14 protein-coding genes are annotated in these 16,016 nt (G+C 33.9%); 2 read left to right on the top strand and 12 right to left on the bottom strand.

Annotated features, from left to right (window positions below; translation table 11 throughout):
* Nucleotides 1–6 precede the first annotated feature (6 nt).
* Nucleotides 7–1,758, top strand: a complete 1,752-nt coding sequence (locus tag U9R23_07195; GenBank protein MEA3476206.1) for a clostripain-related cysteine peptidase — start codon at nucleotides 7–9, stop codon at nucleotides 1,756–1,758.
* A gap of 206 nt (nucleotides 1,759–1,964) precedes the next feature.
* Here the strand turns inward: U9R23_07195 and U9R23_07190 are convergent, their stop codons facing one another.
* The 4 genes from U9R23_07190 to U9R23_07175 form a co-directional block, all read right to left on the bottom strand.
* The gene (locus tag U9R23_07190; GenBank protein ID MEA3476205.1) at nucleotides 1,965–3,116 is read right to left on the bottom strand and encodes an FAD-binding oxidoreductase; all 1,152 of its coding nucleotides are present in this window, start codon (nucleotides 3,114–3,116) and stop codon (nucleotides 1,965–1,967) included.
* A gap of 84 nt (nucleotides 3,117–3,200) precedes the next feature.
* Nucleotides 3,201–5,255: an FAD-dependent oxidoreductase gene (locus U9R23_07185; GenBank protein ID MEA3476204.1), complete on the bottom strand. Its 2,055-nt coding sequence runs from the start codon at nucleotides 5,253–5,255 to the stop codon at nucleotides 3,201–3,203.
* 223 nt (nucleotides 5,256–5,478) lie between these two features.
* Nucleotides 5,479–7,071, bottom strand: coding sequence for a nucleotide sugar dehydrogenase (locus U9R23_07180; GenBank protein ID MEA3476203.1), 1,593 nt, complete (start codon nucleotides 7,069–7,071; stop codon nucleotides 5,479–5,481).
* Between the two features lie 215 nt (nucleotides 7,072–7,286).
* On the bottom strand, nucleotides 7,287–8,387 hold the full coding sequence (locus tag U9R23_07175; GenBank protein ID MEA3476202.1) for a KamA family radical SAM protein: 1,101 nt from the start codon (nucleotides 8,385–8,387) through the stop codon (nucleotides 7,287–7,289).
* A gap of 348 nt (nucleotides 8,388–8,735) precedes the next feature.
* Between U9R23_07175 and U9R23_07170 the strand changes: the two genes are divergently transcribed.
* Complete coding sequence (locus U9R23_07170; GenBank protein MEA3476201.1) at nucleotides 8,736–9,920, top strand: phosphoglycerate kinase; 1,185 nt, start codon at nucleotides 8,736–8,738, stop codon at nucleotides 9,918–9,920.
* Between the two features lie 169 nt (nucleotides 9,921–10,089).
* Here U9R23_07170 and U9R23_07165 read toward each other — a convergent pair whose 3' ends face one another.
* From U9R23_07165 to U9R23_07130, 8 genes are all read right to left on the bottom strand, one after another.
* A complete protein-coding gene (locus U9R23_07165) occupies nucleotides 10,090–10,479 on the bottom strand; it encodes a DUF2809 domain-containing protein (GenBank protein MEA3476200.1) in 390 nt (129 codons plus the stop codon).
* Nucleotides 10,480–10,497: 18 nt separating this feature from the next.
* Nucleotides 10,498–12,285 (bottom strand): aspartate--tRNA ligase, encoded by a 1,788-nt coding sequence (aspS, locus tag U9R23_07160; protein MEA3476199.1) that lies wholly within the window; start codon nucleotides 12,283–12,285, stop codon nucleotides 10,498–10,500.
* 11 nt (nucleotides 12,286–12,296) lie between these two features.
* A complete protein-coding gene (locus tag U9R23_07155; GenBank protein ID MEA3476198.1) occupies nucleotides 12,297–12,644 on the bottom strand; it encodes a DUF86 domain-containing protein in 348 nt (115 codons plus the stop codon).
* On the bottom strand, nucleotides 12,641–12,931 hold the full coding sequence (locus U9R23_07150) for a nucleotidyltransferase family protein (protein ID MEA3476197.1): 291 nt from the start codon (nucleotides 12,929–12,931) through the stop codon (nucleotides 12,641–12,643). The genes U9R23_07155 and U9R23_07150 overlap by 4 nt, the downstream gene beginning before the upstream one ends.
* Before the next feature lie 92 nt (nucleotides 12,932–13,023).
* Nucleotides 13,024–14,286, bottom strand: a complete 1,263-nt coding sequence (gene hisS / locus U9R23_07145; GenBank protein ID MEA3476196.1) for a histidine--tRNA ligase — start codon at nucleotides 14,284–14,286, stop codon at nucleotides 13,024–13,026.
* On the bottom strand, nucleotides 14,283–14,675 hold the full coding sequence (locus U9R23_07140; GenBank protein MEA3476195.1) for a VanZ family protein: 393 nt from the start codon (nucleotides 14,673–14,675) through the stop codon (nucleotides 14,283–14,285). Before U9R23_07140 ends, hisS begins: the two co-directional genes overlap by 4 nt.
* Before the next feature lie 267 nt (nucleotides 14,676–14,942).
* The gene (locus U9R23_07135; protein MEA3476194.1) at nucleotides 14,943–15,686 is read right to left on the bottom strand and encodes a DUF3108 domain-containing protein; all 744 of its coding nucleotides are present in this window, start codon (nucleotides 15,684–15,686) and stop codon (nucleotides 14,943–14,945) included.
* Nucleotides 15,673–16,016, bottom strand: a 344-nt coding sequence (locus U9R23_07130; GenBank protein ID MEA3476193.1) for a transporter associated domain-containing protein, incomplete at its 5' end; no start/stop codon positions are given. The genes U9R23_07135 and U9R23_07130, both read right to left, overlap by 14 nt.

The following is a 16,016-nucleotide window of genomic DNA, read 5'->3' as shown; positions in this document are numbered from 1 at the left end:
ATAATAATGAAATCGGTTTGGATATTTATTTGTTTATTTTTTATCTTCCTTTCATCTCTGCTTTTCGCAGCTCCTGAATGGACTGTCCTTGTCTATATGGCGGCGGACAATACCCTTTTTAATGCTGCTTCTGATGATATAAACGAAATGGAGAGCGTTAACTATTCCGATTCAGTTAAAATAATAGTTCAAGTTGACCCAAAAGACGAACAATCATCACATTTTAATTTTTCTACTGCCAGAAGGTATCTCATTACTTATGATGAAAACCCAAATTCAATAGGTTCAATACTATTGAACGATTTAGGAGAAATAAATTCTGCAAACCCGGATGAAATCTCAGACTTTGCCAATTGGGGATTTTCCACCTATCCATCTAAAAAAAGAATGCTAATTCTCTGGGACCATGGAAATGGTTGGCGAAAAGATGATGAAGGCACAAAATATGTCTGCAGCGATACCCAAGCTGGAAGCAATATTAGTGTGGCAAATGGAGAGTTGAATCAAGCAATTTCCAATATAAATTATCATCTTAATATTCTTGCTTTTGACGCCTGCCTTATGCAAATGCCAGAAGTAATTGGAGAGGTTTACGAGTATTGCGATTTTGTAATTGGCTCAGAAGAAGAGGTGCCGGAAGACGGATTATACTATGGAGACAGTATTTATCCGCAATGTGGAATTTTCAACTTTCTTGCCGAGAACCCGACTTGCTCTCCTATAGATTTCTCATCCAAAATTGTAGAGCAATATATTAATTCTTATTTATTAGGATACCAAATTGGTGGAAATATTTCAATGTCTGCTATTAATACTTCGTATTTCAACGAATTTCAAAATGGATTAGCAAATTTTACAAAAAACTTTTCCGATACCCTTTACAATGATATTTATTGTGAAATTTTCACTAATATTGATAGTGATTATATCTTCAACAGTTCAATTGATATATATCAATTTTTTTCAGAACTCAAAAATTATGAAGAATTTCAGGAACCTTCTAACGAAATGTTATCTGCTATTGATTCCATGATTGTTCATTCTATCGCAGTATATAATAACGAAATTGTATCAGACATTGGCAGAATGTCAATTTATTTTCCACAATCTTCAATTAGATTTTTTAGCAATTGGCTAGACCGAGGATATTATCAACTCTCTTTCGTGCAAGTAACTCGCTGGGATAGATTTCTAAACTTTTACCTTGATGACGACAATCAAGCTCCGTTTATTACAAATTTTTCAATCATATCGCAAAAAAATTTAGTCCAATTTTTATGGCACGCAATTGACCCATCGTTTATAAAGTACACAATCCAATATAATCCTGGTCATGATAGTTTATATATACCGATTCATGATTCAACTTATATTTATTCTCAAAATTACATAACAACCTTACCTTCAGGAACTTATAATTTTATATTAACAGCAATAGATGAATTTGAAAATAAATCTTGTGTTTGGAAAACTGCAATTATTTCAGATGAATCTGTTTTCAAATTCTTTCCTAATCCTTATCTTGTAAGTAATGCTGAAGCCGGAAAATTTATCTTTTCAACAGTTAATTCCGGAAAAGCAGAAATTTTTATCTATAATTTTGGCGGTGAACTTGTGCAAAAATTAGAATGCTCTTGTGAAAAATATTCAACCTGCTTGATAGAATTTGTAGAAGTAAATATTGCTTCTGGAATATACTTCTGTCTGCTTAAAACTGGCAGTAGAACTGATGTTCTAAAATTAGCAATAATACGATAAATTTTTTTGTGTATAACTTGTGGATAAATGTGTTTCGCGGGACTCCATTTCTTGTAATGTGCACAATATTCGCAAGTTACTAAATTTCTTTACTTTTTGACAAAGTGTATAAGTAAAATTTCTGAAAGTTATTGAATATCAGTTAGTTAGAAAAAAAAGGTTTGTTTCTGAGCTGTTATTTATCAAATATTATTCTAAATTTATACTTATTTAAACTTCTCTTCTTCACCAAAATTTCTGTATAAATTTAATGAATTTAAATTATCATTATCATCTTTTGAAAGATTGTTTGTCATTAACCTTGCAATTAATTTACCAATTCCAGGACCAAGCATAAATCCCTGACCACACATTCCTACAGCAAGGACAAAACCTTCTATTTCTGTTTTACCAATAATTGGAAATCCGTCTGGTGTTGCGGGATATTGTCCTCGCCAGGTTCGTCTTACTTTTATATTCTTTAATTTTGGAAATAATTCAATCATTCGTCTGGATACCTGTGGCAGATAAACTGATGTAGAACGGCTGTCTGTTCCTTCAATTGGTGGCTCTGGAGTGATACAAAAAACAACCTGTCCTTCTGTATTTTGATAAAAGTAATAATTCTGGGAATCCAGACCCGGTCGCAAATCTACAACCATTGGTTTAAAAAATCTTTGTACAGGCTCAGTAATGCCTCCTTCATGACTATCGGGTTGAACTGGAATTTTTACGCCAGCCATTTCGCCAATTTCTTTAGCGTTATTTCCAGCAGCATTTATTAATATTTCGCAATTGTACTCTCCCCTATTTGTCACAATACTGCTAATTTTACTATTTTCATTTTTAGTGCTAATAACCTCTTCATTAAAATGATATTCAGCACCAAATTCTTTGCTTTTGAAATAAAAAGCATTCAAAGATAAAAGTGGTGATGCACTTCCATCTTCTGGTGAAAAGGTTGAACCGTGTAGATTTTCTTTACAGATTCCTGGCACTAATTCTAAATATTCATCAGAAGAAATCCAATCTATATTCAAGCCAAAATTTTTTTGTATTTTGAGAAGGTCTTTAAGCATTTTCTCATGCTCATCCGTATAAGCAGGAAAGGAATATCCATTTGCCTGCCACTCTATGTCATCGCCATATTTCGCTTTCCATGCAGAAAAAATCTCAATAGATTCCAAAGAGATATGAATTTTTGCTTTATCAGAATGAGTGGCACGAATTCCACCAATTGCCTTTTTATTCTGTCCCTGTCCAGGTGAAGGTAATTTATCAATAACTAAAACACTAAATTTCTCCTCAGCCAGGGATAGTGCTATTGGAACACCAACTGAGCCTGCACCAATAATAATTACATCATAATTTTTTTTCATATTTCTTATTCACTACAAAAAACACAAAATTTAAACATTTTTTCATTTTCTGTGTCAATCTGTTTTATCAGAGTCATCAGTGTGCTATTCCATATTTGAAAAAGTTCCAAGTGGAACCTCAATAAATAAAGGTCTCTTTGTGTTTCTCATAATCTGAGCCAAACTATAACCTTCTTCTATATACATTTTTAGAATAAGACTTTCGCAGGTCTTTGAGCCGCAAGCTCCCATTCCGGCACGCGTTATCTGCTTCAGCTGATTCATATCTGTTACACCCTTTCTTATCCATTTGCGAATCTCCCCAGCAGTAACTCGTTCACAACGGCATACAATCACATCATCATCAATCTTGGGAATTATCGGTTTTTCCAATGGCTTTGAAATCTCTAAATCTTGAATTCTTATTCCAGCAATTCTTTTAGCTATACTTTTTTGCGATTTCACTTGAATAATCTGAGTTTTTGTTTTTGTATTCCGAATTTTTACAACTTCAAGATTGCCTAATAAATTACCCTCTATATCAACGGCTTTTATTTGGTCTCCAATTTTTATTGGATGATTCTGAACTTCATAAGGAATTGACACCCTGGGATATTCTTTATCTTTACGATAATCTACTAATGTTATGGCAAGAGCAGGACAAATTGTAAGACATTGTCCACATCCTGAACATTCTCCTTTAAATTTTGGAATACCCAGTAAGCCATCACCTTCAATTTTTATAGAATTTAATGGACACACAGAGATACAGGGATTACAAGGAATTTCTTGAATACAATGTAATACTGGAAATACTCCAGATTCTTTTTTAGGAATTATATATGGATGAATTTTCCCAGGCGGACTTTTTAAAATCTCTGCTTTCCTGGTCCACTCGTCCGGAATATCTATTTTACATTTGCCTAACTTTTTAGCAATTTTTATGCCTGCTATTTTTCCATTGAACATAGCTGAAGATGCTTCTGCAATCTCTTTTGCATCGCCTGTTGAATAAACAGACATGTTGGCTTCTTCAGCTTCTTTCTGAAACTCATTAATAGAATCCAAACCAACTGCAATAAGAATTGTATCACATTCTATTGTCTTTTCAGTTCCTACCAAATAATTAAAATCCTTATTAACTTTGGCAATGGTAACAGACTCAACTCTATCTTTGCCATTTGCAGAAATTATGGTATGGGATGTGTAAATGGGTACACCTAAACGCTTTAATTTATCTTCGTGAACTTTGTAACCACCACATTGTGGTAAAGCTTCTGCTAATCCCACTACCGCGATTCCTGCTTGGAAGGCATGATAGCCTGCAATCAGTCCAACATTTCCCCCACCGATTATGAATATCCTTTCAGATGGCAAAACTAAATCACGATTAACTAAAGTTTGAAAAGCACCAGCACCATAAACTCCGGGCAAAGTGTTTCCTGGAAATGCCAGCATTTTTTCTCTTGCCCCAGTAGCATTTAATATTACTTTCGGTGCTATAAGAAAATATTTATTATCTCTTAGAATTCCAACTTTTTGGTCACTAAATATAAACAGAACGATACTATCTGTCCACACTTTTGCAGAATGATAATTCTTTAATTCTTTAGCTAAAATCTTAGCGATTTCAATCCCTCGTGTTCCTGCATAACAATCTTTTATTGACCCAAAAAATTTGTGAGTCTGTAAAACAAGTTTCCCGCCCAATTCTGATTTGTCATCAACAAGAATTAATGGTACATTATGTTTTGACAGCTCTATCGCAGCAGATAGTCCAGAAGGTCCACCACCAATAATTAAAACCTCAGTTTCTATCTCTTTAATAGATTCAAATATTGGGGGTTCGGTAATATCAGGTAACTTGGGTAATCCTTCACAACTTTGCACAATCATATTTTTTTGAACTGAGGTCATACAAGATTTCACAGGAAGTCCATTTGCAATAACAGCGCATTGAGCACATTGTCCATTTGCACAAAATATTCCCTGCGGACTATCATCTTTTGGATGATGGCCAAAAACATAAATACCGTTTGCTATTAAGGCAGAGGCAATCATCTCACCTTCATAGGCAAAAAGTTTCTTGCCATTCCAGTAAAATGGGATTTCCTTCTTTTCTTTTATCTCTAAAATCGGGTGATATTTTATCCGTTTCATTTTTATATTATTTGAATTCAGTGGTATAGCACAGATAATTCCTTAACAATCTTTTCATCACTCACCCCGACAGAGTCGGGGCAGGCACTCAACATCCGTTATTCATTATTCTACCCAATACACTTGCCAACTGATCTAACAGGATTTGCCTGTTTTCGTGCTCAATACAGACGGGACAGAGTCCCGTGTTACCTTTTTCCTTTTTCCTTTATATTATTGGCGATTATTTAGATATATCAGACACAAGCGAGAACGCTTGTGCTACACTTTTACCTTTTGCCTTTAATCTTTCAATATGTCCTTTACCAACGCCTTTGACTTCGCAGCCAAGTTTCAGATAATTTATGATTTTTTCGTCAGTGAGAAAATCTGAGCAATCAATTATCAAAGGAGATTTTCCACATGCTTTTACAACTTCTTCTGGTTTTAAATCAAGATAAGATTTGTGACCAACAGCAAAAATAACAATCTCAGCATCAGATAAAGATTTTTTAATATTCTTCTCAACTCTCATATTTCCTACTTCATGCCAGGTTTCCACAAACGGGTCATGAACGGAAACAACAGCATCTTTTGCTATCAATCGTTCCCAAAGAATTTTTGAAGGAGAGTGACGTGTATCACCCACATCTTCAAGGTAGGATACACCAAGAATAGTTATCCTCTTATCAGATATTCTTGGAAACACTTTATCAATCAGTTTAATAGTATGAGTAGGCATTGTATCGTTAATATCTACAGAGTGAATAGCCATAGGAAGTTTTTCATCTAATCCAAACAAATCACCTGCTGCCCAATTTGCCAAAACAGGGTCCTTTGTAAGACAGTATCCTCCAACACCCAAACTGGGTCTACGCATATTATCATGCGTACCTTTCCTAACTTTTATTGATTTTATAACTTCAAATAGGTTAACTCCTATCTTTTCAGCCATTTTTGCCCATTCAAGCATCATTGCAATATTTGTGGCACGATAGGAATTTTCCAAAACCTTTGCAAGCTCAGAAGCATTCGTGTTGTCAAGACGGTAAAGTGGGTAATGTTCTGTGTCTAAAACATTATTTAGAAAATTTTCAGCCATATCAGCACTTTTTTCATTCACACCAGAAAAAGTACGCCAGAAATTCCTGATAGACTTAACATATTTTTTACCAGGCATTACTCTTTCGTAAGAATGTGCAACAAGTGGAGGATTTTTATCAATATTAATTCCTCTTTTCTTGAATTCATCTTCTATTACTGGCTTTACAATTTGTTCACAAGTTCCGGGCGGAACGGTAGTTTCCACTAATATTAAACATTCTGGAGAAATATTCTTTCCAACTACTTGCATTCCTGATTTAAAAGCTGACAAGTCACAATAACCTGTGGCAGCATTCCCAAAATCTGGTTTGGTTGCATCTAACTGAATATCTACAACTACAATATCAGCTAATTTGTATGCATAATTACTCCATGTTGCTCGCAATGTTTTCTTTTCTTTTACGCATCTTGGAAAGATTTTATTTATCTCAGGGTCTTTTGCATGAACTGGTGACTCACCATTATTTATAATTGGAATTTTCCAAAATGAGCGTCTGGAAACCCGCTGATGACCGTGAACAAAATAATATGGATTTCCATTGCTATTTTCAGCATCTGCAACAACTGCTGCCATAACGCAGCCAACAAATCCCATTCCTTGAACTACTACTATTTTTCTTCCAAGTCCTCTCTGTTTTTCCGATATTTTCTTTAATTTCTCTATCTCTTTTCTGTTTTCTTCTGGGGTTGGAAATTTAAATTTTCTGCCCTCAGGTGAAATTGAAATAGACATTATGCCTCCACAAATTACAGTTATTTTTTTACTTACAATTGATTGTATTTCTTGAGATGTAAAGCACGATTGTATAATTACTACATTTCTGCTGATAAAAGACTAAACTAATTAATCCTCTATTAATTTTGCATTCTCCGATCTAATTTTTTTCTCTTTTTTGATGCTCCCTCTCTATTGTCAAGAATTTACCCTATTTTTTTCCAACAAAAAAATCAATTTAATTCATCTAACCATCCAGCTGTTTTATTAAGTTTTTTCTTAAAGAATCTTCCATAATTTCTTGGGTCTTTTGCTTGGTGGTATTTAAAGTATATTTCGTCCCCCATAATACCAATAATTTCTATTTTTCCTGTTCTATGTGACATTACATATTTGAACCGTTTGCTATGCCCGTTAAGCATAGTTTTAGCTTGTTCAACTATTTTATACCCTTTGTATAAAGGTAATTGGAAGAAGTGTTTAACTCTCTTAACAGGTCTGCATTGAAAGACATAATAAGGATTGACACCTATACTAACCAATCTATTTTGCAACTCAGCTAAGGTATTAGGGGCATCATTAACACCTTTCATAAGTACAGTTTGGTTATTTAAAATAACTCCAGATTTCAGTAACTTGTTTATAGCAAAAATTGATTGAGTTGTAATTTCTCGTGGATGGTCTATCTGAGTGACTACATATATTCTTCTATCTGGTAATGAATATTTTTTAAATAATTTTCCAAGCTCTTCATCTTCAATAATTCGGTTAGGTAAATATACAGGCACCTTACTGCCAAATCTTATGAAATTCAAATGAGGAATATAAGATAGTTTCTCTAAAAATTTTGCTATTATTCTTGTTGATAATACAAGTGGGTCACCACCGCTTATAAGCACATTGTTAATTTCCTTATGTTCTTCAATATATTTAACTGCTATGCTAAATTTATGGAGTATTTCTTCTGAAGGTAACCCAATCATTCTTTTTCGAAAGCAAAATCTGCAATATGAAGCACATCTATTCGTAGCCAAGATTAGTGCTGTTTGAGAGTATTTATGTTGAAGTCCAATAAGCTTTGTATTATCATATTCACCACTTGTATCATACGAGCCAGAAAGATTCAATTCTTCAACTGAGGGGATTACCATTTTCCTTAAAGGGTCTTCAGGATTGTGCCAATCAATAAGTGATAAATAGTATTGAGAGACACTCATTGGGTGTCTTTTAATTACTCTTTTTAACCTTTTCTTTTTTCTATTAGTTATTTGTATATACTTTTGTAACTGTTCTATTGATGCTATGTTATTTCTTAACTCGTTCTGCCATTTCATATTATATCTCCTCGTAAACTTTTTATAAATGTTTGCTTTTTAAAAAAGCGGATTGCTGAAAAAGAATAGGAAATTGATAGAATTTACTAATTTGCTTGGATTTTTTATCTCAGCCTTATTCATTAATAAAAATACTAATACTCTATTAAACTGTCAATATTTTTAAAAATTAACCTATACTAAATTAACTGTTTAAAAACTTTCTAAATACATATAACTTTTAGGTTAATTCAAATATTAGGATACAATATATATGATTTCGTTGAAATAAAGCATTTATACCTCAAAAAAAATTGACTCAGATAAACCTATCTTTTTTATACAAACAAAATTTATTGGGAGTTTTAGATGAAGAAGATAGGATTAGAAGAGATTGAGGTAACCAACAAGAAAGTTGTAGTTAGGGTTGATTTTAATGTTCCATTGAATGATAGATTAGAGGTTGCAAATGATGCGAGAATAGTTGCGGTTCTGCCAACAATTAAATATTTATTAGATAAAAATGCAGGTATAATTTTACTCTCACATCTTGGTAGGCCCAAGGGAAAAATTGTGCCAGAATTAAGTCTGAAACCAGTGGCAAAAAGGCTTTCCCAGTTGTTGCAAAAAGATGTAAAAATAATGAATGATTGTATTGGTAATGATGTTAAAAATGCGGTAAAAAGAATGAAAGCTGGAGATGTTACTCTTTTGGAAAATACTCGTTTTCATCCTGAAGAAAAAAAGAATGACTCTGAATTTGCAAGAGAATTAGCCAGTTTTGGAGAAGTATTTATTAACGATGCTTTTGGAACTGCGCATCGGTCTCACGCTTCAAATGTTGGAATTGCACAATATCTTCCATCAGCTGTTGGATTTCTAATAGAAAAGGAGATTAGATATTTAGGCAAATCTCTGGCAAATCCAGAACGTCCTTTTACATCAGTACTTGGGGGGGTTAAAGTATCGGGTAAGATAGAATTGATTAACAATCTTCTTGATAAAGCGGATAATATCCTCATTGGTGGTGCGATGATGTTCACCTTTCTGAAAGCAGAAGGTTTTTCTGTCGGAAAATCATTAGTTGAGGAAGACAAACTTGAACTGGCAAAACGTTTAATGCAACGGGCGAGAAGAAAAAAAGTCCAATTTATTCTTCCAAAAGATACGATTATTGCGAAAGAATTTAAAAATGACACTAAATTTAAAACTGTCTTAGTATCAGAAATTCCAAAGGATTGGCTCGGTTTGGATATTGGGGAAAGAACAGTTGAAATCTTTAGAAAAATAACTTTGCAGTCAAAAACAGTCGTCTGGAACGGTCCGATGGGAGTTTTTGAGATGGAAAATTTTTCTGCTGGAACCAGAGGAATTGCTGAAGCGATAGCTAAGTGCGAAGGCACAACGATTGTTGGCGGTGGCGATTCCGCATCAGCAATTGAACAATTTGGCTTATCAGATAGAATCACTCATATTTCAACTGGTGGAGGTGCTTCCTTAGAATTTTTGGCAGGCAAAAAACTACCGGGAATTGCGGCTATCACTGAAAAGTAAAACGACCTTTCCGTCTGGGCGCCTGTCTAGGCTTGGCCTAGCCAAGACTGGCCGAGACCGACCAAGGTCGTTAATGACACAGGCTTGGTTGTTAAATAATACACAGGCTTGGTTGTTAAATAATACACAGGCTTGGTTGTTAAATAATACACAGGCTTGGAAGCCTGTGCTACTTCGCTTTCTTCAGAATAGAATTCATCAAAAAATAAGCCAATATACAACCAATTAAATAATAAGGAAAATCAGTCCATGTAAACGACGTTCCTATTAGCGTTCTACCAATAAAATTCGTACGAATTGTCTCTAAAAATGGTGCCTTACATAATTGTGTAAACTCTAAAGCAGATGTTACAATAAAAACGACTATAGCAATCCTAAAAGGCGAAAGTCTGGAGAATATAAAAAAGATAATCAGACACCAAAAAATCTCGTAGAATATACTACCTAATGAATTATTTACCCAATTCGCATAAATACCGTGATAAAATTTTGTAGCAAAGCCAAGTGAGGTTATAATTAATAAAGATATAATTGTTAGGAATTTAGGTGATTTATACATCCAATTTTGGCTAAAAAACTATTCTTTGAGCAATTTAATTCCCAGGTCTTTTAGCTGCTTCTCACCCACTTCAGAAGGGGATTCACTCATCAAATCAACTGCTTTTAATGATTTGGGAAATGCAATTACATCGCGAATAGAATCTGCTCCGGTCATAAGCATTACTATTCTGTCAATTCCAGGAGCAATACCGCCGTGAGGAGGGGTTCCATATTGAAATGCTTTCAGGAAAAATCCGAATCGTTTTTCCAACTCTTCACCTTCAATACCAATCACTTTGAAAATTTTCTTTTGAATATCTACACGATGACATCTTATACTTCCAGAAGAAAGTTCTACTCCATTGCAAACGAGGTCATAAAGTTGACCAACAATCTTTCCATAATTTTCTGGCTCATCCAGATACTTTATATGCTCTTCTTTAGGCATTGTAAACATATGATGCGCAGTTTCCCAACAATTTTTTTCCTCATTCCATTCAAATAATGGGAAATCAGTAACCCACAAGAAATTAAATTTTGATTCAACAATCAGACTAAGTTTATTAGCCATATAATTTCTAAGTCCTCCCAAAACTTTACAAACCATCTTTTCTTTGTCAGCCACAAAGAGCAGCAAATCTTCCTCTTCAGCTTTCATTTTTTCACAGATTTTCTTTTTTGTCTCTTCAGAAAAGAATTTTTCAATATTTGATTGAAGTTTTCCGTCTGCAAATCGCATTGTTGCAAGACCTTTTCCACCCAGATGCTTTGCAAGTTCTTCCATCTTATTAATCTCTTTTCTTGAAAAATTTCCACATCCTTTTGCATTAATTGCTCTAACGCATCCACCATTACTAATTGTATTAGAAAATATTTTAAAATTTGAATCTTTAAGTATTTCGGATAAATCTTTAATTTCCAGACCGAATCGTAAATCTGGTTTGTCCGTTCCATATTTCAGCATAGCTTGTTTATAGTTTATTCTTGGAAAGGGAATTGATAATTCAATATCCAACATCTTTTTAAAAATTTCTTTAAACATTTTTTCAGTAATCTGAAAAATATCTTCCTGAGTTGCAAAACTCATTTCAAGGTCTAATTGTGTAAATTCTGGTTGACGGTCAGCTCGCAAATCTTCATCACGGAAACAATGTGCAATCTGAAAATATCGGTCAAAACCACTAATCATCAAAAGTTGCTTGTAAATCTGAGGGGATTGTGGGAGTGCGAAAAATTTACTGGGATAAATTCTGCTTGGAACCAAATAGTCCCTTGCCCCTTCTGGTGTACTACGCATCAAAAGTGGGGTTTCTATTTCATAAAAATGATGCTTTGCCAGAAAATTTCTCATTGCTAAAATAATTTTGTGCCTTAAAATAATCTTCTGTTGAAGTTCTGGTCTACGCAAATCAAGGTAACGATACTTAAGTCTGAGGTCCTCATCCGGAAGAATGTTTTCATTTATCTGGACTGGCAATGGCTGTGAGTCATTTAGGATTTTTAATTTATGTGCAGAGATTTCTATCTCACCTGTTTTCAATTCTGGATTTATCATATCTTTGGGCCGAAGAGCAATCTCTCCTTTAACTGCAATTACAAACTCATTTCGCAATCTATGAGCTTTTGCGTGAAGTTGTGTCCCATTAATAGGATTGAAAACAACCTGTATAATTCCGGAAACATCGCGTAGGTCAATAAAAATCAGATTTCCCATATCACGGCGGCGATGCACCCAGCCCATAAGTGTTACTTCTCTGCCAGCATCATTTACATCCAGTTCTGCGGAGTAATCAGTTCTCTTTGTATCTTCTAATAAATCAAACATTTTGCCTTCTTTTATCTTTGGCTTAATTTATTTAGAATGTTTGTAATGTGAAATTTCAGATGAGGTAAGTCTCGTTTCACAACTACCCAAACTCTTTCCATATTTACCCCAAAATATCCATGAATTAAGACATCCCGCATCCCTGCAATTTGTTTCCAGGGAATGTCTGAATATTCATTTCTGAAATCTTGTGATATATTCTTTACAGCCTCTCCTATAATTTCTAATCTCCTTATTACAGAATCCTGAGCCTGACTATTCAGAAGAAACTCTTTCTTTTTCATACTATAGGTATATTCTTCAATTTTCTTAATACTTTCTAAGATATCTTCAATGAAAATTTGTATCTCTTTTTTCATAGCACTGTAATCTGCTCTTTTAAGATTGCGGCTTTTAGACGAGGATGAATGGTAGAATATTCAACCACATCCACCCGTCTCCCCAAATTCTCCTCCAACTCCAATTTTAGGCCCACAAGGTCAAGCAGACTTTTTTCTCCTCTGAACTCTATCAGAATATCTATATCACTATACTTTCTCATCTCTCCTCTTGCAAATGAGCCAAATATCCCTGCATGCACAACATCATACCGCTTTAGTATAGAGATAATTCTCTTCTTTATTCTTTTAATATCTTTATCAAACATTATTTACATTCTTTTCCGTCTCCTCAGGCTCGACGCCCAGACGGGCGATTTATCGGGACCCAAGGCAGGCCAGCACTTTTAAAAGTAATCTTTCATATACAATTTAATATAAACTCCACCACCTCATCAAATGGAATCATCTCCTGGGTTTTCCTGCTGATATCCTTTACTACAAACTTACCTGATTTAATTTCATCTTCTCCAATAATAATGGCAAATTTGACATCATTCTTATCACAATATTTCAGATTATTTTTTAATGAGGTTTGAGTATCTGCAATAATAACAGATATATTTTTCTGATGAAGTTCTTGCTGTAAATGGATTGATTGTGTAAGAAATTCAAAGTCTAGGGGAATAATAAAAACATCTAGACTATCTTCTTTTGGAATCTGCACCTTTGCTTTATTAAGAGAGAGTATAACTCTTTCCAGACCGCCAGACAGTCCTACAGCAGGTGTTGGCTTCCCGCCAAGGTATTCAATTAAGTTATCATACCTTCCACCACCACCTATTTCATCCTGAGCCCCGAGATAGTCAATTTTGTATTCAAATGCTGTGCGAGTATAGTAATCTAAACCCCTAACTATGTTAGGATTTACTTTATACTTTACATTCATTTCTTTTAGTAAATCAAGCACATCTTTAAAATGTTTAGCACAATCGTGACAAAGGTTATCCATCATTCGTGGAGCGTCCTTTAACAAATTCTGGCAGGATTCCTTTTTGCAATCAAAAACACGCAGAGGATTGACCTCCATTCTGCACTGACAATCAGAACAATATAACTCTTTATTTCTTAGTAAAAATTTCTTAAGGATTATATTATATTCTTTCCTGCAAATCGGGCATCCTACACTGTTAATTTCTAACTTTACATTAGCCACTTTTGCATCTTGATAGATTTTCATGCCAAGAGCAATAATCTCAGCATCTGCTATTGGTTGTGGATTTCCAATGTATTCTAAACCAAACTGATAGAACTGTCTATAACGACCTTTCTGGGGTCTTGAGTATCTAAACATAGGTCCTAAATAGAAAATTCTTGAAGGATTTTTTCGAGAAGCTCTTAAATTGTGCTCAATGTATGCTCTAACTATTGAAGCTGTTCCTTCAGGACGAAGGGCAAAGGTGCGTCCTTTTTTGTCCTTAAAAACATACATCTCTTTTTCAACTATATCTGTGCTCTCGCCCACGCCTCGCTGAAAAACTTCCAATCGCTCAAAAATAGGAAATCTTATCTCTCTATAATTGAAAAGTTTTGCATTCTTGCGAACAATATCTTCTAAATAATGCCATTTATAGATTTCATCTGGCAAAATATCGTAAGTGCCTCTTGGCGCTTGATAATTCATCCATTCCTCTCCAATTCTAATTTCAATCTACGATTTTGAATTTTATCAAATATAAACGCCATTACAACTATTCCCAAAAAATCTGCCACAATATCCAAAAAATCTGTTGACCTACCTGGAATAAAAAGTTGATGCAGTTCATCAATCACAGATAGCAATAAACCAAAGCACAAAACGGTTAATAATCTTCTTTTGCGATTTGCAATCCTATTTTCCTGTTTAAACATAAGCAGAAATAACAAAGCTAAAATAGCATACTCTGCAATATGAGCAACCTTATCTTTCCATGTCAGATGCCATTTGGGAATTAATTGCAAGTCTGGAATAGAAGAAACTGTAAACATTACAACTATCCAAATAATAAGAAGAGTTCTGAATTTGATTTTCATAATATTATAAAAACTTTATAAATACTTTATATGTCAAGTTTTAAAATACAACAGGTTGTAAATATTTTAACTTCATAAAAAAAACCTTCAAGGTTTTAATGCCTAGAAGGTCTTCTGCTACCGTCAGGGAATGGTCCATTCTTCGTAGCAGTAGAATTGCTACTGCGAAGGATGAATCCCTGACGGCTCCTTACAATTTGAATATCAAGTTTTTAGGGGATAATCGTGTAATCCACAAATATTGTGAACCTTCGCATGATTGTTATGTTATTTGTGCCAGTAACTTATCAAATGCCAATAAACACTAAAGGGAAACATTACATATTGTGCTTTTAATGGAATATGATATTCATCATCAGAAAACCAAAAGATAAGGCGGCTCTTTTTCTTAAAAAGATTGCCTGTTAAAATATCAGTCCGTGAATTAATATTATTATCAAATATCTTTTCAAATTTCATTACATATTTTAAACATTCTTTTTTCTTATTTTTAAACGCTAAAAATTCCTTGCCCGATAATTTGATTTGTACATTCCATATATTGTAATTCGCAAGGCAGTAAAAAGAGCTATCTTCAACGGGAAGCAAATCTCTAATTTCAAAAAGTAAAGAAAATATGTCATAGGTATGACAGGGTATTGGATAACTTATTTCATTCTCATTTATTAAATTAATGATTTTCGCTACAGACTTATCGGATTTGAATTCCACTATTTTATTCCCTTGAAAATTTTTCTGGAAAATCTCCTTTTCATAGGTTATGGGCAGAAAACTCAAATCACAAATGGAAATATATTTATTATCAATTTTATAGATAGCATTAACAATGCCCTTAGAAGAAGCGTTTGCAGAAATAATTTGTGTTGAATCTCTTTTTTCTAAATCTATTTCAGCTGTAGCTGTTGGTAAAGATAGATAGCTTATTGTTATATTTAACCTTTCTATAACTTCTGATTTGCAGTTATTAAAAATTAAGAAAAATAGTAAGATGAAAAGTTTATGCTTCAACATTATTTCCCAGAATTTTCATTTTGACAGAACTTATACGTTGTCCGTCTAATTTCTCAATAAAGAACTGAAACTTCTCTTTAAAAATTTTTGTTTCATTCTGTTCAGGAATTCCTTCAAAAAGATGATAGAGAAATCCTGAAAAACTATCAAACGAATCATCAATTTCTAAGCCAAATCTCTTATTCAATTCATCAATATCAGCTGAACCATCCAGGAGATACTCGTCTTTGCTGATTTTCTTTATCTCAATCTTTTCAACATCAGTCTCATCCAGAATCTCGCCAACTATCTCTTCAAGCACATCTTCCAAAGTGACGATTCCTGATGTGC

It is taken from the genome of Candidatus Cloacimonadota bacterium (assembly GCA_034722995.1).
Lineage (GTDB): Bacteria > Cloacimonadota > Cloacimonadia > JGIOTU-2 > JGIOTU-2 > JAGMCF01.
The sequence above is the reverse complement of the archived record's forward strand: the minus strand, read 5'-3'. Positions and strand labels throughout refer to the sequence as shown.

What these genes read in the sequence shown, in the direction of transcription:
- U9R23_07195 (MEA3476206.1), top strand. Translation starts at nt 7, where the DNA reads ATGAAATCGGTTTGGATATTTATTTGTTTATTTTTTATCTTCCTTTCA.
- U9R23_07190 (MEA3476205.1), bottom strand. Translation starts at nt 3,116, where the DNA reads ATGAAAAAAAATTATGATGTAATTATTATTGGTGCAGGCTCAGTTGGT.
- U9R23_07185 (MEA3476204.1), bottom strand. Translation starts at nt 5,255, where the DNA reads ATGAAACGGATAAAATATCACCCGATTTTAGAGATAAAAGAAAAGAAG.
- U9R23_07180 (MEA3476203.1), bottom strand. Translation starts at nt 7,071, where the DNA reads ATGTCTATTTCAATTTCACCTGAGGGCAGAAAATTTAAATTTCCAACC.
- U9R23_07175 (MEA3476202.1), bottom strand. Translation starts at nt 8,387, where the DNA reads ATGAAATGGCAGAACGAGTTAAGAAATAACATAGCATCAATAGAACAG.
- U9R23_07170 (MEA3476201.1), top strand. Translation starts at nt 8,736, where the DNA reads ATGAAGAAGATAGGATTAGAAGAGATTGAGGTAACCAACAAGAAAGTT.
- U9R23_07165 (MEA3476200.1), bottom strand. Translation starts at nt 10,479, where the DNA reads ATGTATAAATCACCTAAATTCCTAACAATTATATCTTTATTAATTATA.
- aspS (MEA3476199.1), bottom strand. Translation starts at nt 12,285, where the DNA reads ATGTTTGATTTATTAGAAGATACAAAGAGAACTGATTACTCCGCAGAA.
- U9R23_07155 (MEA3476198.1), bottom strand. Translation starts at nt 12,644, where the DNA reads ATGAAAAAAGAGATACAAATTTTCATTGAAGATATCTTAGAAAGTATT.
- U9R23_07150 (MEA3476197.1), bottom strand. Translation starts at nt 12,931, where the DNA reads ATGTTTGATAAAGATATTAAAAGAATAAAGAAGAGAATTATCTCTATA.
- hisS (MEA3476196.1), bottom strand. Translation starts at nt 14,286, where the DNA reads ATGAATTATCAAGCGCCAAGAGGCACTTACGATATTTTGCCAGATGAA.
- U9R23_07140 (MEA3476195.1), bottom strand. Translation starts at nt 14,675, where the DNA reads ATGAAAATCAAATTCAGAACTCTTCTTATTATTTGGATAGTTGTAATG.
- U9R23_07135 (MEA3476194.1), bottom strand. Translation starts at nt 15,686, where the DNA reads ATGTTGAAGCATAAACTTTTCATCTTACTATTTTTCTTAATTTTTAAT.